The organism is Streptomyces sp. B5E4, assembly GCF_039871555.1.
Lineage (GTDB): Bacteria > Actinomycetota > Actinomycetes > Streptomycetales > Streptomycetaceae > Streptomyces.
Window position 1 is genome coordinate 1 of record NZ_JBDPMI010000008.1, and the last position, 20353, is coordinate 20353.

The 20353-nt window shown below is 76.3% G+C and carries 15 protein-coding genes; 1 reads left to right on the forward strand and 14 read right to left on the reverse strand.

Translation table 11 applies throughout. The features are described 5' to 3' along the window. Positions 1 to 23 precede the first annotated feature (23 nt). The 14 genes from ABGA99_RS12960 to ABGA99_RS13025 form a co-directional block, all read right to left on the reverse strand. Positions 24 to 1850 carry a hypothetical protein gene (locus ABGA99_RS12960; protein WP_347582676.1) on the reverse strand — a complete coding sequence of 609 codons (1827 nt, stop codon included), beginning with the start codon at positions 1848 to 1850 and terminating at the stop codon, positions 24 to 26. Then, complete coding sequence (locus ABGA99_RS12965) at positions 1847 to 3292, reverse strand: condensation domain-containing protein (protein WP_347577324.1); 1446 nt, start codon at positions 3290 to 3292, stop codon at positions 1847 to 1849. The genes ABGA99_RS12960 and ABGA99_RS12965 overlap by 4 nt, the downstream gene beginning before the upstream one ends. Then, positions 3277 to 3993: a 4'-phosphopantetheinyl transferase superfamily protein gene (locus ABGA99_RS12970; RefSeq protein WP_347582677.1), complete on the reverse strand. Its 717-nt coding sequence runs from the start codon at positions 3991 to 3993 to the stop codon at positions 3277 to 3279. Before ABGA99_RS12970 ends, ABGA99_RS12965 begins: the two co-directional genes overlap by 16 nt. Continuing rightward, positions 3994 to 5352 (reverse strand): MATE family efflux transporter, encoded by a 1359-nt coding sequence (locus ABGA99_RS12975; RefSeq protein WP_347582678.1) that lies wholly within the window; start codon positions 5350 to 5352, stop codon positions 3994 to 3996. Continuing rightward, positions 5345 to 6565, reverse strand: coding sequence for an acyl-CoA dehydrogenase family protein (locus ABGA99_RS12980; RefSeq protein ID WP_347582679.1), 1221 nt, complete (start codon positions 6563 to 6565; stop codon positions 5345 to 5347). The genes ABGA99_RS12975 and ABGA99_RS12980 overlap by 8 nt, the downstream gene beginning before the upstream one ends. Further along, a complete protein-coding gene (locus ABGA99_RS12985; protein WP_347577328.1) occupies positions 6562 to 7434 on the reverse strand; it encodes a hypothetical protein in 873 nt (290 codons plus the stop codon). Before ABGA99_RS12985 ends, ABGA99_RS12980 begins: the two co-directional genes overlap by 4 nt. Beyond that, positions 7418 to 8194, reverse strand: a complete 777-nt coding sequence (locus ABGA99_RS12990) for a hypothetical protein (protein WP_347582680.1) — start codon at positions 8192 to 8194, stop codon at positions 7418 to 7420. Before ABGA99_RS12990 ends, ABGA99_RS12985 begins: the two co-directional genes overlap by 17 nt. A 10-nt stretch (positions 8195 to 8204) precedes the next feature. Then, positions 8205 to 8486, reverse strand: a complete 282-nt coding sequence (locus tag ABGA99_RS12995; protein ID WP_347577330.1) for an acyl carrier protein — start codon at positions 8484 to 8486, stop codon at positions 8205 to 8207. A gap of 55 nt (positions 8487 to 8541) precedes the next feature. Next, the gene (locus ABGA99_RS13000) at positions 8542 to 9813 is read right to left on the reverse strand and encodes a type III PLP-dependent enzyme (protein ID WP_347582681.1); all 1272 of its coding nucleotides are present in this window, start codon (positions 9811 to 9813) and stop codon (positions 8542 to 8544) included. Further along, positions 9810 to 11186: a hypothetical protein gene (locus tag ABGA99_RS13005; RefSeq protein WP_347582682.1), complete on the reverse strand. Its 1377-nt coding sequence runs from the start codon at positions 11184 to 11186 to the stop codon at positions 9810 to 9812. Before ABGA99_RS13005 ends, ABGA99_RS13000 begins: the two co-directional genes overlap by 4 nt. Positions 11187 to 11241: 55 nt before the next feature. Beyond that, positions 11242 to 12171 (reverse strand): 3-oxoacyl-[acyl-carrier-protein] synthase III C-terminal domain-containing protein, encoded by a 930-nt coding sequence (locus tag ABGA99_RS13010; protein WP_347582683.1) that lies wholly within the window; start codon positions 12169 to 12171, stop codon positions 11242 to 11244. Next, the gene (locus ABGA99_RS13015; protein WP_347582684.1) at positions 12168 to 17144 is read right to left on the reverse strand and encodes an SDR family NAD(P)-dependent oxidoreductase; all 4977 of its coding nucleotides are present in this window, start codon (positions 17142 to 17144) and stop codon (positions 12168 to 12170) included. The genes ABGA99_RS13010 and ABGA99_RS13015 overlap by 4 nt, the downstream gene beginning before the upstream one ends. Further along, the gene (locus tag ABGA99_RS13020) at positions 17137 to 18618 is read right to left on the reverse strand and encodes an acyltransferase domain-containing protein (RefSeq protein WP_347577335.1); all 1482 of its coding nucleotides are present in this window, start codon (positions 18616 to 18618) and stop codon (positions 17137 to 17139) included. The genes ABGA99_RS13015 and ABGA99_RS13020 overlap by 8 nt, the downstream gene beginning before the upstream one ends. Positions 18619 to 18706: 88 nt before the next feature. Further along, a complete protein-coding gene (locus tag ABGA99_RS13025) occupies positions 18707 to 19300 on the reverse strand; it encodes an HAD-IA family hydrolase (RefSeq protein WP_347577336.1) in 594 nt (197 codons plus the stop codon). Between the two features lie 521 nt (positions 19301 to 19821). Between ABGA99_RS13025 and ABGA99_RS13030 the strand changes: the two genes are divergently transcribed. Then, the gene (locus ABGA99_RS13030) at positions 19822 to 20328 is read left to right on the forward strand and encodes a DUF4188 domain-containing protein (RefSeq protein ID WP_347577337.1); all 507 of its coding nucleotides are present in this window, start codon (positions 19822 to 19824) and stop codon (positions 20326 to 20328) included. Positions 20329 to 20353 lie beyond the last annotated feature (25 nt).

The following is a 20353-nucleotide window of genomic DNA, read 5'->3' on the forward strand; positions in this document are numbered from 1 at the left end:
GCGGCGGGCCCAACTGCCGCGCCCTACAGCGCGGTCTCCGCGACGAACCGCAGCCGCAGCCGCGCGTAGTGGCCGTCGTCCGCGGACAGCTCCGGGTCGTCGTGCGGCCAGAGGCGTCGCGGTGTGCCGCCGGCGGCGCGGCAGGCCGCGGGGAGGGTGACGACGGCGCCGTCGCCGGCCGCGAACCGGCGCTCGGCGTCGTCCACCGCCGCGGTCAGCGCCGCACCGCGCAGCCCGGCGGCGCGCAGCCGGGCCACGGTGGCGGCGCGGGTCTCGACGGTGCCCTTCCAGCCGCCGCCGATGAGCACGGCGAGGCCCGCGAGCGGGCGGGGTTCGAGGCGTTCGCAGGCGAGGACGGCGAGGGTGGAGTCGCCGGCCACCTCGCTGAGGTGCTCGCCGAGCCAGCGCACCGGCAAGTCGCGGGTGGGCAGGGCCGGGTCGGCGCCGGGGTGCTCCGGGCAGGGCACGACCTTGAGCCGCACGTCGGGCAGTTCCTCGGGCGCGGGGGCGAGCAGGAGGCCCGCCTCACGGCGCGCCATCCGCCGGACGGCGGCGCGTTGGAGGGCGGCGGGAGGGAGGTCGCCGGGGGTGCCGGCGGGGACCGTTCCCCCGTATGCGACGGGTGCGCTCCCGTACGGAGCGGGCGCGGCGGCCCGGTGCGCCGCGGGCATGTCCTGGCGCACCGCGCGGGGTTCCGCGTACGGCACCGGCACGCCCGTTCCGTACGCCGCCGTCCGCTCCCCCTTCTCACGCGCCGCCCGGCCCGCGGCCACCGCGCGCGCGGCCCACCCGGCCGCCACCGCGCACCCCTCCTCGCCGAGGACTGCCAGGTCGTCGGGGCGCAGGCCCGCCGTGATCAAGCTCCGCAGCGCCGCCGTGCGGGCGTCCTCGCGGACGCGGCGGTGCTCCGCCCGCTCGTCGCCGCCGTCCGGGGTGAGCGCGCCGAGGAGGTAGCCCGCGGCCCACACCTCGGCGGCCGGCTCCGCGGGCAGCTCCCGGGGTGCGGGTCCGGCCGCCCGGGCGGCGGCGGCGATCGTCTCGTGCGCCACGCCGAGCAGTGCCGACCACGGGCGCCACGGCCAGGTGAACGGCTGCTCCGCCGCCTCCTGTTCGCCGCTGCGCCGGATGCGTACGTGGCAGCGGGACGCGACGAGTTCGACGGCGTAGCCGAGGCCGCCGTGGCGCGCGGGGTCCGCCAGCTCCGGGCCCGCCCAGTGGGCGGTGGCGACGGGCCCGGCCGCGCAGGCGACGGCGAGCCGGATGCCGTGGTGGTCGTTGCCCGCGACGGAGGGCCCGATGCCGTGGTCGAGCACGTGCGGCACGGGCGCCACGACGGGGATGCCGCGCTCGGCGCAGAACACCGCGATGTGCTCGTCGTCGTCGCGGGTGTCGTCGGGGAAGCCGCCGAGGTACGCGGCGAGTTCGCGGGCGGTGTCCGCGGGCAGCGCCAGGGCCAGCGACGGCACCCACTCCCACGGCGCCAGCCGCACCGAGGCGTAGCCGCCGACGGCCGCCTGCCGCACCCGGTAGGAGTTGTACGGCGACACCCACAGCACGCTCAGCGACACGGCCCGGTCCGGGTGCCGTTCGAGGAGCGCGGTGACGTGTCCGGCGAAGCCGGGGGCGAGGTGGGCGTCGTCCTGCACCACCAGGTGGTGGGTGGCGCCGGGCGCGATCGCCGCCCAGGCGGCCTTCGCGGTGCGCAGCGGGCTGGGGAAGCCGTTCGGCTGCGGGTCCCGGACGATACGGGCGGGCAGCGGCGCGCACTCCCCGGCGACCCGCTCGGCGCCGGCGAGGCGCGAGGGGTGGCACATGACGACGGTGCTGAGCCGGACGGGCCGTCGCGTCATGCGAGCGCCGCCCGGCTCCGGCCCGCCGCACCCGCGCCCTCACCGGCGGGCTCCTCGGCCGCCCGCGCCGCATCGACGATCAGCGCCTCGAACCCCGTCAGCATCGCCTCCGCGGCCGGCTCGTCGATCAGGCCGGTGTCCACGGTCAGCGACACCGGCATGAAATGCCTGCTGCTGTACACGTGCCAGGCCACCGACGTCTCCGACTGCCGGCCGAGCGTCTGCCACTCGATGACCGACTTCTCCGGCCGCACGCCCTCGTGTTCGCGCCGGTCCACCGACCGCGCCTCGGTGATCATGTCGCGCAGATCGTTGTACCAGCAGGTACGGTCCGCCGGCCGGCCGCGCCGCTCGTCCAGCGCGCGCAGATCGGCCAGGAGCGCCGACTTGTCGTAGTACGCGTGGTAGTACGTCTTCATCGCCGCCTGCGCCGCGCGCCGGGCCAGCGCCTCGAACTCCGCTGGCCCCGCGCCGGGTCCGAGCCCCGCGTCGAGCGTGAACAGGCCCTCCAGCGTCACCGTGCTCACCGCCTCCCGCAGCGCGGGCCGGAACCGGTTGCTCACCATCACCTGGAACACGGCCCGGTCGTGCCGCGCCTGCCTGGCCACCACCGCCGAGGCGGCGGCGAGCAGGATCGCCGACGAGCTGATCCGCCAGCGCTCGTCGAGCGTCCGCAGCGCCCCCGGCAGGCTCGGCGAGGCGAGCACCGCCTGCCGGAACCGCGGACGCACCCCGTGCCGTCGCACGAACAGCCGCTCGGGCGCGTCGCGCAGGGAGTCCACCCAGTGCCGCCGGGCCGCCGCGTCGCGCCCGCGGCCCTTCTCCGACGCCTGGAACTCGGCCTCCGCCAGCGGCTGGTGGCCGCGGCTCGCGGCGCGCAGCGCCGCCGGGTCCGCACCGCGCAGCAGTTCGGTGAGCGCGTGGTGCAGCAGGGTCAGGCCCATCGCGTCGGTGGCGACATGTGCGAGGACGAGCACAGCGCGCACCGCCTTGCCGTCGACGCACACGAGCGCGGCACGTGCCGGCCACTCGCGGTCGTACGCGAACCGCACGCCGCGCCAGTGGCGTTCCACGGCGTCGGCGAGTGCGGTGGCCGCGGCATCGTCCTCGGCGTCGAAGAGGTGCACGTCGAACCTGCCGCCGCCGTCGAGTTCCTGGCGCATCGCGCCGTCGCCGCCGACGTGGACGCGGGTGCGCAGCGCGTCGTACACGGTGAGCAGCCCGCGTACGGCCTCGACCGCGCGGACGGCGGGGACGGCCGGTTCGACGGGCACCAGCACCTTGACGTTGGTGCCGTGGTCGTCGGGCTCGGTGTCGAGCATCGCCCGCCGGATGGCCCACTGGCCCCAGGTCACGGGCCCCCGGCCCGCGGGCGCTTCGGCGATGCCCACGGTGACGACGCGGGCGGTGTGGCCTGCCACCTCGCTCAGTTCGGTACGCACAGGTCCCTCCAGTCACAACTGCGGTAGTCGATGCGGCCGGTCGTACGGCCGGTGGTGGCGACCGCGGCGGCGTACCCCGGTCCGATCGTGAGGTCGGTGACGGCGTACCCGGCGCCGTCCGGCCGGCGGGGCGTTCCGTACGCCGCCGGGGCGTGGCCGGCGTCGTGGCGCAGGAAGTCCAGCAGCCGTCCGCCGGCGGCCTTGGCCCACGCCTCCTTGCGGGCCAGCAGCAGGCACAGCAGCCGCACCCGGGCGCTGCCCGCGGGCAGCGCGGCGAGCCGCGCCGCCTCGGCCGGTGCGAAGAACCGCCGGGCCAGCGCCAGCGGGTCGCCGTGCGGGTGTTCCGCCTGCAGGTCGACGCCGACGGGCACGGCGCCGCCGACGGCGACGAGGGCGCGCGCCCCCGAGCGGGACAGGTTCCACTCGCAGCCGCGGCCCGGACCGGTCAGCGCCGGCTTGCCGTACGGTCCCGCGGTCCAGCGGATCCGCTCGGGCGGCAACCGCAGGTGGTCGGCGAGGAGCCGCCGGGCGGCGGCGTGCGAGCGGAGCAGCGCCGTCCGGCGTACGGGGTCCACGAGCCGCGCGGCCCGCGCCCGTTCGGCGTCGGTGAGCAGCCCCGCGGCGGGGCCGGCCGCACCGTCGTCGCCGGACAGGTCGACGTCCCAGACCCGTACCGCGCCGCCTCCCCCGCTCCCGCCCACCTAGGCCGCCTCCGCGGCGCGGCCGAACCGCTGCCAGGCCGTGGCCAGCAGCAGCGCGCCGCCGACGACGTTGCCGACGGCCAGGGCGACGAAGTACGCCTCCGCGTGGTCCACGGCCCGCGCGAGCAGTCCGCCGCCCACGTTGACGACGCCGAGGTAGCCGACGTCGGCGGCGATGGTGATGTGCCCGTTGCGTACCTGCTGCAGGCACATCGTCACCATGTTGAGCAGCCCGAAGGCCAGCCAGCTCGGCGCGACGATCGTCAGATAGTCGTCGGTGGACGCGGCGGTGCCTCCGTCGTCGCTCATCAGCCTGCCGAGCGGCCCGGCGAGCGCGAAGCCGGCGACGGCCAGGACCGCGTACACCGCCAGCACGTAGCGCACGCCCTCGCGCAGGACGGGCCGCAGCAGGTGGCTCTGGCCGGCGCCGAGGGACTGGTTCATGGTGATGGCGACGGCCGAGCCGAGCGCGATCGCGGGCGACAGGGACAGCACCTGGACCGCGTGCGCGCCGCCGTAGCCGGCGACGGCGTCGGAGCCGAAGTCCGAGAGCACCCACAGCGAGGTGTAGTTCATACCGGCGATGAAGAGGTACGAGACCGCCACCGGCACCCCGACGGTGACCAGGATCCCCACCGTCTGCCGCAGCGGCTCGGCGGGACCGCCGAAGCGCAGCAGCCCGGTACGCGCCAGCAGGACCAGCCCCGAGGTCAGGCCCACCACCGAGGCGCCGGCGATCGACGCGGGCACGGCGAAGACGCCCATGTCCGCGTGGAAGCCGAGGAGCCACACCCCGAGCACCTGCATCCCGGCGACGGCGATGGTGATGACCGACGCCGACCGCGCGCTGCCCCAGCCGCGCAGCGTGCCCGCGACCACCGAGGTGAGGACGGCCAGCAGGAACGAGGCGGCCACCAGGCGGGCGAAGAGCACGAAGTCGTCGTGCGAGGCGGCGTCGACATCGAGCGTCTCGGCCATCTGCGGCGCGGCCAGCGCGATGACCGCCGCGGCGACGGCGAAGCAGCCCAGCGCGATGGCGCCGATGCGCACCAGCGGCGGCTGCGAGTCGTCGCCTGCGTCGGCACCGCGGCGGCGGGCCGAGACGACCTGGCTGCTGATCTCGATGCCCTCCTCCAGCGCGAGGAAGAAGAACGAGACGGGGATGAACAGGGCGCGGATGTACAGCGCGTCGCCGCCCATGTTGCCCAGCAGCGCCGAGATGGCGAACTGGGCGCCCAGGCCGGTGACGACGCCGAGGCAGATGGGGACGGCGAGACCGCGCAGCCGGCCGCGCAGGTCGCCGGGCGGGGCCGGGGCCGCGTCCGGGGCCGGGTCGCCGTGCTCCTTGACGTCAGTCATCGAGGATCCTGCCTTTCCGGTGGCCCAGGGCGAGGTTGAGCCGCTGCATGGTGCCGGTGCCCTCCATGAACTCGAAGGCGCGGGCGTCGCGGTGCAGCTTGTCGAGCAGCGGGTGCTCCAGCCGGGCGCCGGGGCCGAGCAGCCCGAGCGCGTACTCGGCGGTCTCCAGGGCGAGTTCGGCGGCCCGGTACTTGGCCGCCGAGGCGACGGTGCCGTCACCGGGGTCGCGGTCGGCCTGTGCCGCGGCGGCCAGCACCAGCCGCCGGGTGCCGGCCAGCCGGCGCCGCAGCGCGTCCACGGCGTGCGCCTCGTCGGCGCGCAGGGCACGGCGGTGGTCGGCGGCGTAGTCCCAGGCGGCCTGGGCGATGCCGAGGGCCATGGCGGCGACGACGGGGCGGGCGCGGTTGAAGGTGCGCATCGCGCCGACGATGCCGCGGCGGGTGGCGGACAGGTGCATGCCGAGGATGTCGGAGCGGGCCACGGGCACGCCGTCGAGACGGACCTCGCCGAGTCCGGCGGCGCGCATGCCGGTGGTGGGCAGCGCGGAGGCGGTGAAGCCGGGCCGGGCCGGCTCGACCAGCACGGCGACGACGCCGACGGGTCCCGGCTTGATACGGGCGAAGACGACGCCGAGGTCGGCGCGGACGGCGTTGCCGATGTACTTCTTGACGCCGCTGAGCCGGTACGGGCCCGGGGTGCCGGTCCCGTACCCGGTCTCGGTCTCGGTGAGCGCGGTGGTCAGCGCCGTGGCGTCGGAGCCGGCGTGCGGCTCGGTGAGCGCGAAGAACGTCCAGGTGGGGCGGGCGGCGAGGGTGGTGTAGTAGCGCTCCTTCTGGTCGTCGTCGCCCAGTTCCTCGGTGAGTACGCCGGAGAGGGAGGGCCCGGGGGCGGCGACCATCAGCGCGGCGTCGCCCCAGGCGAGGCGTTCGTAGACGACGACGCGCTCGACGCAGGAGTGGAGGTGGCAGGGGCGGCCGTCGACGATCAGCGGGTCCGGGTTGTACGCGGGCGGCAGGCCGAGGAGGACGGGGAAGTAGGCGTCGTGGACGACGGGGTTGAGGGTCCGGGGGTCGGCGCCCGGCTCGTCCATGGCCAGCGCGGTGGCGCGGAACGCCTGCGCGTACTCCTCGACGGCGGCACGGAGCCGCGCGGGATCCGGGGGCGGCGGTCGGTGCCGGGCCGGCGGCGGGGTGCGGGTCGGGGTCGTGGTCATGGGCTCACCTCGGTGGCGTGGTGGCGGGGCGCCGGCTCCGCGGCGACGGGATGGACGTCGGCCAGCAGGTCGACGGCGCGGGCGAGCCGCCCGGGACCGGTGTCGAGATACCCGGCGGCACCCAGCAGCCGCAGCACCGCCCGCTGGGCCCGTACGAGCACGTCGGCCGCGCGGGGCGCGGCGAGCGCGGCGGGGTCGCCGGCCGGAGCCCGAGGGCCGGGCGGCTCCGGAACGTCGGAGCGTGCGGCCCGTCCGGACACGGTGGTACGGCCCGGCCCGGCCGCGGACGCTCCGGAGGCGGCGGTGCGCGCGGCCTCCGCGGTCCCGGAGGCGTGTTCCGGTGCGCCGGGCCCGGATCCGTGCGGCGCCTCTGCCCCCGCCGTCGCGGGCCCGCCCTCGTCCGCGCCGTGTTCCAGCAGGAGACGGGCCTCCAGGAGGTCCGCGGCGGCTTCGCCGAGCGCGGTGCGTACGGACGCGATGTCGGCCAGCACCTCGCCGCCCACCCGGCGGCCCGCCAGGTGGTCCGCCGCGGTGCGCAGCAGTTGCTCCGTGAGGCCCAGCCGGATCCACAGCACGCCCGTGGACCAGGGGCCGGTGGCGCCGTCGCGGTGGCGCTCGTCGCGCCACACCCCGAGGTCGCCGGAGGCGAACTCCAGGGTGGCGACCGGTGCGCCGCCCGGTGCCTCGGCGGCGTCCAGCGGCAGCAGGGCGTGCCCGCCGGGGCCCCAGGCGCGGGCGTCGGGGCCGAGTCCGGCGCGGAGTTCGGCGAGGGCGGGGGCCGGGCCCTCGGCCTTGGCGCGGGCCCGGCAGCGCTGCCCGAGCGCGGTGTCGAGCACCGGTGCCGGGTGCGGGTCAGGTCGTACGGTCACGTCCGCGCCTCCAGTGCGCTCTGCTGCGGGAACGGGGTGGCGAGCCGGCCGCACCGGCCGCGGGCGCCGGCGTGAACAGCGCCCGGCAGTCGTAGCCCAGGGCCTCGTCCCGGTCGGCGACGGCGAGGGCGCCCCCCGGGTCGGCGGCGTACCGCAGCGCGGCCTCGTACCACGGCCGCAGCCAGCCGCCCGACCGCCGTCCCGGATGCCGCCGGGCGGCGGGCATGCGGCGTACGGTCAGCTCCGCGAGCCGCGGCCCGGCGCCGGTGCCGAGCACGAGGACGGCCGCACCGCTGGCCGGCGGCAGCGCGTACCCGGGCTCCGGCGGCAGCGTCGACTGCTCCATGACGACGACCGCGGCGCGCCGCGCCTCGCCGCCCGCGATCCGGCCGCGCGCCAGCCGCAGCGCGGTGAACGCCCCGGCCGCCCCCTGGTCGTTGATGCCGACGACCTGCGGCCGGCCGCCGAGCAGTTCGGCCAGCAGGCAGCCGGGCAGCACCCGGGCCTGGCAGTCCGGCACGGGGGTGACGGTGAGCAGCAGGTCCACGCCGCTGTCCGGGCCGCCGAGCACAACGGCGGCGGCCGTCACCAGGTCCGGGTACGAGACCCGCTCGCCGCGCTCCAGCCAGGTGCGGTCGGGCAGCGGGCCGTAGACCGTCTCCAGGTCGTCGGCGTACTCCCGGAGGTCCGCGGCCGTGGTGCCGCCGTGGCCGGGCGGCGGCGGGCCGACGGCGGTCAGCCGCTCCAGTGTGACGGGCATCGCCACCCGCCTAGCCCGCCGCGCCCGGTCCCGCGGACGCCTCGATGAAGGCGCACACGGCGCCGACCGTCTCCAGGTGCTCGGGCTCCAGCGTCTCGGGGTCGATCTCGATGCCGTGGTCGTCCTCCAGCGTCATGAGGAGTTCGAGCACGCTGGTGGAGTCCAGGCCCAGTTCCTCGAAGAGCTTCGTCTGCGCGGTGGCCTCGCCGAGGTCCTTGCGCAGCACGGCCTCCAGCGACTTGATGACTTTGGCCGCAAGGTCGGATCGGGCCTCGTCGACGTGCGTGGTCATGCTCTGCCTCCTGAGGGGAACGGTGGTGCGTACGTACGGTGGTCGTGGGCCGGGGCTAGGGAGCGACGTCCGCCTGCCGCTCCAGCAGATCGTCGACGGTGTCGCGGCGCCGTACGAGATGCGCGCGCCCGGCGCCGACCAGCACCTCGGCGGGGTGGCCGTGGCTGAGGAACAGCACGGGCGAGGCGCTCGGCCCGTACGCGCCGGAGCGGGTGACCGCGACGAGGTCGCCGGGGGCGAGGTCCGCGGGCAGGTCGACGGCCTTGCCGAGGGTGTCGTTGGGCGTGCACAGCGGCCCGGTGACGTTCCACGGGACGGGGGGTCCGCCGCCGCCGACGCGGTGCATGGGGAAGTTGCGGCGGAAGGGCGAGCCGATGCCGACGGCGGCCATGTGGTGGTTGGTGCCGCCGTCGCAGACGGCGAAGCGCTCGCCCCGGGACTCCTTGATGTAGCGGACGCGGGTGAGGTACGTCCCGGCGGGCGCGGCCAGGTAGCGGCCCAGCTCCATCACCAGCCGGGTGTCCGGGTGCGCGGCGTGGAAGGCGGCGACGACGGGGTTGATGCCCGCGGCCAGCTCGTCGGCGTCGAGGTCGCTCTCGGCCGCGTGGTACGCCACGCCGAGCCCGCCGCCGACGTCGACCGTGCCGAGGCCGAACCCGAGCCGCCCGGCGAGCCGTTCTGCCAGTTCCAGGATGCGCCGGGTGTTCTCCACGATCGCGGCGGCGGTGAGGATGCGGGTGCCCATGTACGCGTGCACGCCGGTCACGCGGACGTTCCCGTACCGGCGCAGATCGGCCGGAGCGAGCGCGTCGAGGACTTCCTCGTCGATGCCGAACTGCCGCGGCTTGCCGCCCATCGTCAGCCCGCCGCCCTTCAGCTCGAACGCCGGGTTGACGCGGAGCAGCACCTCGGCGGTGGTGCCGCGGTGGCGGGCCTCCTCGTCGACGACGGCCAGCTCGGGCAGCGACTCGGCGATGAGGCGGGCGCCGGCCTTGAGGCAGGCGGCGATCTCGTCGCGGCTCTTGCCGGGGCCGAGGAAGAGCATCTGCGATCCGGTGGCGCCGGCGCGCTGGGCGGTGGCCAGCTCCGCCAGCGACGACAGTTCGAGGCCGGCGCCCAGCTCGCGCATGGTGCGGGTGACGGCGAGGTTGGGGTTGGCCTTGAGGGAGTAGAAGAGGCGCAGCGCGGGGTGCAGCCGCTCCCGCAGGCCGGCGTACTGGGTGCGCAGCCGGTCGGCGTCGTAGAGGTACAGCGGCGTGCCGAACTCGGCGGCCAGGTCGGTGAGCGCGAGGCCCTGGCAGTGGGTCGCGGCCGTGGGGTATGTCATCGTACGTCTCCGAACTCGGTCAGGCGCGCGGCCACTTCGGCGTCCAGGGCGTCCGCCGCCGCCTGGCCGGGGGCGACGAGCAGGAAGTAGAAGCGGCCGTCCGCCGGGGCGGCCGGAGGGGAGCCCGGGCCGGCGAAGGCGGCGCCCACGGTGGCGTGGTTGTCGGGGAGCGCGCCGCGGCCTGCGGCACGGTCGAAGAGCAGCGGGCCGAGGGCGGCGGCGAGCCGGTCGAAGGGGACCGGCGCGGGCAGCCGCACGTCGTACTGCCGGGCGAGGACGACCGCGTCCGCCGGGACGCACCGCTCCTGCAGCCGGGTCTGGTACGTGGACATGTTGTTGCGGGCGTTGATCTCCAGCACGGGCAGCAGCGAGCCGTCGGTCCGTACGAGGGCGTCGACGCCCACGGGTCCGTGGTAGCCGTCGGCGGCGAGCCGCCGGCCGAGGAGCGCCGCGGTCTCCCGTACGGCCGCGTCCTGCTCCGGGGTGAGCCGGGCCGGGAAGCGGTGGCCCTTGTGGACGCCGCCGGCGGTCAGCGCCTCCTTGACGAAGTCGAAGCGCACGGAGCCGTCCCGGCCCACGGTGAGGTGGTAGTTGAGATCGGCGGCCTTGTCGGCCCACACCTCCACGACGACGGCGAGCCGGTCGTCCCCGGTACGTTCCGCGCGCCGCCGCACCATCCGCACGACCTGCTCCAGCCGCCGCGCCCGGTCGGCGACGACGATGCCCTTGCCGGAGACGCCGTACGCGTCCTTGACCCCGACGACGGCGCCGTCCGCGATCCGGGCCGCGGCCTTCTGTGCCACGGCCTCGAACTCCGCGACGGACTCGCACTCCCAGCCCTCGGCGAGCGGCACGCCCAGCTCGGCGGTGATCCGGCGGCTGTAGATCTTGCTGTTGACCCGCTTGGCGAGCGCCGCGCCCGGCAGCGCGGCGGCGAGTCCCGCGCGCCGGCACAGCTCCTCCTCGGCGGCGGACATCCCGTGCGGGAGGAGCCGGACGGCGTCGAGCGAGCGCAGCCGCGCAAGCAGGCCGGGCGAGTCCAGCGCCTCTTCCGTGACGGGCACGGCGGGCCCGCAGCGGTCGGTGACCTGCACGTGCGGCAGGTCGAGGCCGAGGCCGCGCAGGTAGTCCAGATAGCCGGGGTCGGGCGCGGACTTGAGGATCACGTGGTCGGCCGCGCCGCCGAGCAGCAGCGCGAACTCGTCCATGCGCGCGACGATCGCGGAGGGTGCGTTGTCCCCGACGGCCGGCACGCCGGGCTCGCCGCGCGCCCAGTCGCGTTCGACCTCGATGTTGCCGAGCAGTACGAGCGGTGCGGCCGGATCGCCGGTGCAGGCGCGCCGGACGCCGCTCATGAAGTCGTCGGCCGTCATGTCGTCCCCCGTCTCTTGGCGTTCGTGGCGGTGTGTCCGTGGCGTACGCCCGCCGTCAGTGGCGGAACACCGCCGCCGCGAAGGTGGCGCCGAGCCCCACCGCGGCCATCAGGTAGCAGTCGCCCCTGCGGAGCCGGCCGGCGTCGCGCAGGGTCACGTAGTTGATGAAGGAGTCGGCGCCGAAGCAGTGCCCGAGCGCGGCGACGTTGTCCAGGCAGATGCGCGCGCGCGGGAAGTCCAGCACCTGGGCGGCCTTCGCCCAGGAGATGCGGTTGACGTTGTGCGGCAGGATCCACGCCAGGTCCTCCGGACGGATCCCGGCCGCCGCCACCGCCTCGCGGATCACGGTCGTGAGCCGCTCCGCGTAGCGCCGCTCGAACTCCTCGCCGCGCGGCGGCGGGAGCTTCACGTCGTGGTACTCGCCGAACGTCCGGGTGACGTAGCTGCGCAGCACGTCGCCGCCGCCGCCCGCCGACAACAGGCAGGCGGCCGAGGACTCGCCCATCACGGTGGTGCCCGGGATGAGCTGGGCGGTGGGCCAGTCGGCCTTCTCCCCGGCGACGACGAGCGCCAGCGCGTCGGGGTCGCCGTCCTCGGCGAGGAGCCGCCCGGCGAGGTCCACGGCGGCGAGGCCGGAGGAGCACGCCTGCTGGGTGACGGTGAAGACGGCGGCGTGCCCGAGGCCGAGTTCGTCGGCGGCGTCGTGCACGGGGTTCCGCGAGGCGCGGGAGCCGATGGGGATGGTGCGGGCGCTGACGACGTACGACACGCGGTGCTCGTTGCCTTCGAGCGCGGTCAGCTCGCGGCCGGCGGCCACCGTCATCTCCCGCAGCCCGGCGCCGGGTGACATGCGGACGTCGCGGAGGCCGAAGTAGCGGTGGAAGAGGGCGAGGTCGCGGTCGCCGACGCCGAGGCGGGGCGCGAGGTCGGCGATGGGCACCGACACGGGCGCGATGTGGGCGGCGACGTCGTACAGGGCGGTCATCGGGTGCTCCTTCCGGCGGCGGTACGGGACGGAGGCGGCGGGCCGGGGTCTCGCCCCGGTTCCGCGGGGCGGCCGGCGAGCGTTGCCGTGGCCCGTTTGTCGCGGGTCGCGAGCCCCGTGAAGGCGAACAGCACCCGGCCGTCCTCGCCGACCGCCTCGCAGCGGGCCACCGCGCCGTCGGCGGCGGTGCGGTGGCGCAGGTCGACCGGGGAGGGGACCTCGGCGAGCACGGCGTCGTTGCCGGGGGCGCAGAGGTCGAACCGGTCGATGCGGACGGGCACGGGGACCGGCGCGTCCGCGGTGGCGGAGGTGGCGGCGGTCGCCCGCAGGAGGCTGTCCATGGCCAGCGCGGGCAGGAGGAAGTCCCGGAGCGGGCCGAGGTGTTCGGGGGCCGGCAGATGCAGCCTCGCTACGCCGCCGGCGGGGCCCGTACGGGGCTCGCGGAGCGAGTCGAACATCCCGCGGAGCCGGACGGGAGAGCCGGCGAGCGCGTAGGCGTCGCGGGCGGGGACGAGGCCGTCCGCGGTGGGCTCGGGGCCGGGCCGGGGGCCGTACCGGCCACCGAGGAGGACCGTCATCCGGCTGTACTCCTGCGCCGGAATGCGCCCCCGGGGCGGGCCGGCGACGACCACGTGGACCCGGTCGGGCCGCTGTGCCCGCGCGGTGACCACCAGCCGTCGCGGCCACTGCTCCTCCGCCGCGCGCACGAACCGCGCGAACACCGCGTCCGCGATCGCCACCGGCCGGCCCGCCCCGATGGCGGCGGCGGCCTCGGCGGCGATCTCCATGAGGAACGTCCCGGGCAGGGTGGGCCGTTCGTCCACGCGGTGGTCGCGCACGTACCCGTGGTCGTCCAGCCCGAGCCGTACCTCCCAGGCCGTGCCGCCGCCGTCGGCGGGCACGCCGGGACCGTGGACGAAGGCCCCCGCGGGTGCCGGTGGCCGCGCACCGGCGGCGCGCAGCTCCGGCGCGACGGCGGCGAGCATGCGCCACTCGGTCTCGCCGAGCCACACGGAGGGGAAGCGGTCGCTTCTGCGGTGGAGGAGCTCGGTGCGGAAGTAGCGGCGGCCGAGGGCGTCGTCGAGGTGGGTGAAGTTGTCCTCGCGGGCGAGGTACGCGTCCTGGACCTGGGTGTGCGTCACCATCCCGCTTTCGGTCCACAGGCCGGAGACCAGGGCGTGCACGTCGGCGCCCGCGGTGGCGCGGGCGTGGGCGGCGGCGTGGGTGAGGAACTCGTTGGCGGAGATGTAGTCGGCCTCGCCGGGCCGGGCCACGACGGTGGTGACCGAGCTGATCGCCAGCCACAGCGCGGGGTCGTGGGCGGCGAAGGCGGCGCGCAGGTGGAGCCAGCCGCGCACCTTCACGTCCCGTACGGCCCGGAACTCCGCGGGCGTCTTGCGCCGCAGCGCCGTGGCCCGCTCGACTCCGGCGCCGTGCACGACGACGTCGGCGCCGCCGGCCGCGGCGATCTCGGCGGCCACGGCCCGCAGCGCACCGCGGTCGAGCACGTCGCACTGCCGGTAGTGCACGCGGTCGGCGCCGTAGCGGGCGGCGAGCCGGCGCAGGGTGCGGCCGCGCTCGGCGGCCTGCAGCGCGCGGTTGTGGCGCCGGTTCAGCTCGGCGAGCTTGGCGCCGGGGTGCTCGGCCATCAACCGCCGCAGGGCGGCGGGCCGGTCGGCCGGGAGGTCGTCGGCGTCCGCGGGGCCGGGGGCGGGCCCGGAGCCGAGCAGCCAGATCGCGGCGGGCCGGGACAGCCCGGCGAGCTGGTCGACGAGTTCGGCGGTGATGCCCCGCCCGCCGCCGGTGGCGACGACGACGGGCGCCCGCGGCAGGCGGGCCGCGGCGGGCCGGTCGCCGGCGGGCGCGAGCACGGCTTCGGCCCGTACACCGCGGTGGTAGTGAGCGACACCGAGATGCCGCTCGACGGCGGACTCCCGCGCCAGCAGGCCGAGCCCCTCGGCGAGGTCGGCGGCGTCGGCCACGACACCGTAGACGAGCCCGCCGGGCAGATCGGCGGCCAACGCCCGTACGAGCCCGGCGAAGAGCCCGGTGGCGGGGTCGGCCGCGGGATCGCCGGGATCGAGGACCAGCACGGCGAAGGACCCGCGGGCGTCGAGGGGTTCGGCGAGAAGATGCGCCGCGGCGAAGGCCAGGTCCTGCAGTTCGAGGGAGGCGGCGGGGAGAACGCCGCCCGGCCGGTCCGCCGGGGCGCCCGGGCGGTGCCCGGTGTCGAAGAGGACGCGTACGTGGCGGAGGCGGCGGCCCGTCAGGATGCCGGCCAGGGCCTCCGGGGTGTCGAGGACGTGCACGCCGGATGCCGACTCCGCGTGCGCCGCCCGCGGCACCGCGACGACGCAGCCCGGCGGCAGCGTCAGACCGGCCAGCGGCTGCGGGGCGTTCGTCAGCACCAGGGTGTCCGGCGGGACCGCGGGCAGCGCGGGACGTACCCCGGGGCGGTCCAGGCGCTTCAGGCGCAGGACGTGCGGGCGCAGGTCGCCGAGCCGGTCCGGGGCCGCGGGCGACTCCGGCACGTAGGTGAGCGCGGGAGTGCCGGGTGCGAGCGGCGTCAGCTCCGCCGCCGCGTCGTTCGCGCGCACGGCGCGGTCCAGCGCGACGAGCCCTTCGGCGGCGTGGAAGTACGGCCGTGCGTCGCCCGCGTCCGCGGCCGGGGCGCCGAGGGGGCGGCCGCCGGCCGCACCCGGGCGTGCACCGTGCGGGGCGCCCGACCCGCCGGCCGCCGTCGGCTCCCCCACCGCATCCGCGGCGGCACCGCCGCGTACCTGAAATCCGACGCCCGCGGGCGGTTCCACCCGCAGCTCCCCCAGCACCCGCAGGCCCCGCGCCTCCGCCTCCTCCCGGCGCATCAGGACCGCCGCTGCCGCCGTCTCCGTCGTGATCCCGCCCGGTGGTGGCGCCACCAGTTCCGCGGCCGCCGTCGTACCGATCACCACCGCCGCGTCCAGCGCGCCCGTCGCGAGGTGGCGGCAGGCCGCCGCCAGGGCCGCATGGGAGGAGTCCGGGCCGGCGTCGAGGGTCATGTTCGGGCCGTGCAGGTCGAGGAGCTGGGCCACGCGGGAGGCGATGATGTTGGGCATCAGCCCCGGCAGGGAGTCGCTGTTGCTCGCGGGCGCCAGCGCCCGTACGCCCGCCGTCAGCGCGGACACGTCCCCTTCGGCCCGCGCCTCGATGTCGTCCAGGTACGCGCGCAGCGTGCACGCCAGGGCCTGCCGCACCTGACCGCTGTGGCCGACGAACACGCCCGTATGCGCGCGGAGTTCCGGCCCCTCCCACCCGGACCGCAGCTCCAGCGCGCACCGCAGCGCCATGAGCTGGCTGCGGTCCAGCCGCGCCAGCACCGCCGGCGGCAGCCGCACCTCCAGCGGTGCCGGCGTCGGGAACGACGCACCGAAGACCGGGCTCGGCGACGGCGGCTGAAGGGCGGTCGTGGCCACGACCACGACCGGTGCCGGGTCCGCGGCCGCGGGGGCGGCGGGGCCCGGGCGGTCGCTGACGATCAGGTGCGCGTTCGTGCCGCCGAAGCCCATCGCCGAGACTCCCGCGGTACGGGCCCGGCCGTCCGGCGGCGGCCGCCACGGCAGGGTCCGTACGGGAACGGCGGCCGCGCCCGCGACCGGTTCGGTGTAGAGGTGCTGCGCGGGGATCGCCTCGTGGCGCAGTGCGAGCAGCGCGTGGATGACGTTGACGGCGCCCGCCGCCCAACCGGTGTGCCCGATCAGCGACTTGTTCGACGTCAGCGTCCACCGCCTGCCGGGCGCCGCGGCGGCCAGCGCCTGCAGCTCCGCCTCGTCGCCGGCGGCGGTGCCGGTCGCGTGGGCGACGATCCAGTCGACGTCCTCCGGGCCGACGCCGGCCGCCGCCCAGGCCCGTTCGAGGGCGATCCGCTGACCGGCGGGGTTCGGCGCGTACACCGCCTTGCCGCGCCCGTCGGACGAGCCGCCGAAGCCGCGGACGAAGCCGAGGACCGGATCGCCGTCCGCCAGGGCGCGCGCGTACGTCTTGAGCGCCACGACCGCGGCGCCGTCCGAGAACAGCACGCCGTCCGCGCCGCGGTCCAGCGAGCGCACCCGGTCGCCCCTGGCCAGCCCGTCGAGCTTCGCGAACAGCACCATGGTCTGGGCGTTGACGGAGTACGTGCCCCCGCACAGCGCGAGATCCGCGCGGCCCTCGCGCAGCGCGCGCATGCCGAAGTCGAAGCTGTAGAGGGACGAGGAGCAGGCCGTGTCGACGACGACGGTCTCCACCGGGTCCGCGATCTCGGCGAGCGCCTCGCGCACGACGCGGTACGGCGCGGTGGCGGCGAGGTCGGGTGAGCCTGCCGGGTAGAGCGCGGCCAGCGGGTCGGCGTCCGCGGCGTCCGGTCCGGCCAGCAGCCGGGCGCCGTGCCGGAGGAGGCTGTGCTCGGCGGCGTGGCCGCCGTCCGCGGTCATGCCGACGGCGGCGAAGGTGCGCGTACCGGCGTCCAGCCGCACCCCGTCGAGCGCCTGGAGGACGCTGTGGCGCAGCCACCGGCCGCTCGGCTCGCGCTGCGGGGCGCGGCCGGCGGCGAGTTCGTCGCGCAGCCGGGGGTGGGGGCGCAGGTCGCGGATGAACCCGGAGGTGCGGGTGTACGTCTTGTCCGGGGCGGCCGGGTCGGCGGACCACAGCGCGTCGATGTCCATCCGGTCGCCGGGCTCGCCGAACTGCGGCACACGGTCGCGCAGCAGGTCCCACAGCTCGTCTGGCGAGCAGGCGCCCGGCACGGCCAGGCCCGTGCCGACGGCGACGATCGCGCCGGGGTCGACGGGCTCGCCGGCGGCGAGCGACGGCAGCGACCCGGCGGTGCGGACGGCGGCGTCCAGGCCGCGCGCACGCAGCGCCGCCGCGGCGGCTTCTGCGGCGGCGCGGTCGGCGGCGCGGGCCTCGACGCGGTAGCGCGGCGGGCGGGGAGCGCCGCCCTCGGTGCCGTCAGCCATCGGCCCGTACGGCGGTGGTGGTGGTGCGGCCGGTCTCGTCGATGAGCCGGGCGAGGCCGCCGAGGGTGGACTGCAGGGCGAAGCGGGTGTCGTCGGCCACGTGGTGCAGGCCGAACCGGTCGATCAGCGTGCTCAGCACCTCCATGCGCTTGAGCGAGTCGATGCCGAGGTCGCCTTCGAGGTCGGCGTCGGGGTCCATGGCCTCGACGGGGTACCCGAGCCGGTCGGCGTAGACCTGCTGAAGGGTGGCGAGCACGTCTCCGCCTGCGGCGGGCGCGTTCGCCGGTACGGGGGCGGGCACGGCGGTGCCGGGCACGGGTGCGGGGCCGGGCTCGGCCGCGGTTGGGGGTGCGGGAAGGGCGGCCGGGTCCGCCGCCGGGCCAAACGCGCCGAACTCCGTCGCACGCGGGGTTGCGGGACCGGGCACGGCCGCAGCAGGGGCCCCCGCCGCGGGCAGGGCCGGCACCCCGGGCGCCCCCGCGCCGGAGTCGGGCACCGAAGACGCCGGAGGCACCGTCGGTGGCGCCGCCCCGGCGGCCGGTGGCGCAGTCCCCGCCCCCGTACCCGCCGCGAGCCGGCGGTCCGCGGTATCCGCCCCGCAGCCCACCGCCTGCCGCACCAGTTCCCCCAGTCCCGCGCGGCCGCACTCCACCACCGACTCCAGCCCGTAGGTCTGCAGGTCGCGCAGCGCGGCGAGGAAGTCGACGGGGCGGGTCACCTGCGCGACCAGCGACGCCTTGACGTCGGTGTCGTCCGTGACGAGCCCGCCGAGGGCCGGCGAGTACAGCCGGCGCTGCGCCGGGCGCTCGGCGATGCCCTCGATCGCCGCCGCGAACTCGGCCTGGGCGGTGGCCAGCAGCGGGTTGTGGAACGGGTACGGCGCGGTGAGCCGGACGGCCCGTACGCCGAGGACGTCGGCGAGCGCGGCGAGGCGGCCGAGGGCGGCCCCGGGTCCGGAGACGACGACGTGCCGCGGCGCGTTGACGACGGCGAGCCGGGCGCCCGGCAGCTCCGCGGCGGCGAGCAGCGCCGTGGCGCGGCGGGCCGGCAGGGTGAGCGCGAGCATGCCGCCGGTGTCGGCGGCGGTGTGCTCCAGGGCGCGGGCGCGGTGGGCGGCGATGCGGGCGCCGTCGGCGGCGGTGAAGCAGCCGGCGTGGGCGGCGGCGGCCATCTCGCCCATGCTGTGGCCGAGTACGACATCGGCGGGCTCGCGCAGGTCGACCTCGCGGGCGTAGACGAGCGACGCCGCGTAGATCGCCAGTTGGAGCGCGAACGGGTCGGTCTCGGCCAGCCGGCGGCCGTCCGCGGCCTCGGGGTCGGTGAGCAGCGGCGAGATCGCGGCGTGGCCGAACTCGGCGGCGACCGCGTCGACGACGGCCAGCAGGTCGGCGACCGGCGCGCTCACCGGTCCGGCGAACGCGCCGGGCCGGTAGGCGCCCTGGCCCGGCAGCAGCAGTGCGGTTCTGAGATCCATCTCCGCCTCCCCTTCGCGTGGCGTGAGAACGGCAGCCGTGGCCGACGCCCCGTCGGTACGGGGGCGGCGCGTACGGCCGGGTGGTGGGTCAGTCGGCGGTGACGGAGAGGGCGCCGAGGCCCGCGATCCGGTGGCCGTGGACAGGGCCCGGCGGTCCGGCGACCGCGAGCGCGGGCATGCCCGCGGCCCGGGCGGCGCGCAGGCCGACGTCGGCGTCCTCGACCACGAGGCAGTACGACGGGGGTGCCCCGACGCGGGCGGCGGCGATGAGGTACCCCTCGGGGCTGGGCTTGCCGGCGGCGACGTCCTCGGCGCAGACCAGGACGTCGGGCAGCGGCAGCCCCGCGGCCGCCATCCGGCTGCGGGCGACGCTCCGGGTCGCGGAGGTCACCAGGCCCCAGCGGCGCGGGGGCAGGGTGCGAAGCAGCCGGGCGGCGCCGGGTGCGGCGCGGACGCCGGCGGCGTCGGTGCAGGACAGGTGGTCGAACCAGGCCAGCTCGGCGTGCGGGTCGGCGTGCGGGGCCAGTTCGCGGATGACGTCGATGTCGCGGCGCCCGTGTGAGGCGCGTATGACCTTCTCGGGGTCGAGGGAATGGCGCCTGGCCCACATGCGGGTATGGCGGTCCATTGCGGCCGCGGATTCCACGAGTGTGCCGTCCATGTCGAACAGCAGGGCATGCACGTCGAGCGAGCGCGGCCGGCCCGGGTCGCCGACTTCGCGGAATCCCGCATTCAGCAGTGAATGCGTGCCGCTCGCACCCGGCTTGGGGCTTTCTGTGAACAACTCGCCGGTAGCCTTGCCCGTCCTCGCGGGCAACGTCGCTACCCCTTCGTCGAGTTCGCTGTCGCTTCTTCCCGGCTGATGCGCGGAGTCCACCGGAATCTCCGCGCGTGCCGCCTTCCCCATAAGTACCTGTCCGTTCGGTGCAAGGTGAAGTTCAGGCCGTGCAGCGAGGGTTGTGTGGTGCCGTGTTCAGGGTGTGACGAACAGTAGTTGCGCGATGACCGGAGGCCATCACGCGTTCGGTTTCGCGTTCGAGCGAGCGTCATCGTACATGCAATCCGTTGGTCTGAACCATTCTTTTCTTGCAAAATATTTGCCGGATATGTCCGCACTCGGGGGGCAATGACGGATGTTGCCCTTTTGGGCACCCCAACTGCCCTGTGCACAGGCGATGTTGCCGACCCGGCGGACGCTCTACCATGACGGTGACCGGCTCGGCGAGCGCGACGACCCCCGGAAAGGACCCGGACGACATGGCGCGGATAGAGCAGGGCAGGGTAAATGTCGACACCGGCCACGGATTCGTCCTCTTCCTGGTGGGAATGCGGATCAACTCCCTCTGGAAGGTGCACAAGTGGTGGCCTGCGTTCACCTCGATGCCGAAGATGCTGACCGAACTCGGCGAGGATCCGGAACTCGGCCTGCTGGGCGCCAGAATGAGCCGCAAGGGACGTACGATCACGGTAGTGCAGTACTGGCGGTCGGCGGCGCACATCACGGAGTTCTCGAAATCGCGGGAGCACCGGCACAGGCCGTACTGGAAGTGGTTCAACCGCGCCGTCGGCAGCAGCGGGGACGTCGGAATCTGGCACGAGCTGTACCACGTACAGCCGGGTTCCTATGAGGCCCGCTATATCAACATGCCGGAATTCGGACTCGGCGCCGCTCTCGGCGTGGAGCCGGGCCGGAGAGCGGAACCGGAATAAGCAGGGACGGCGGCAGTGAGCACCG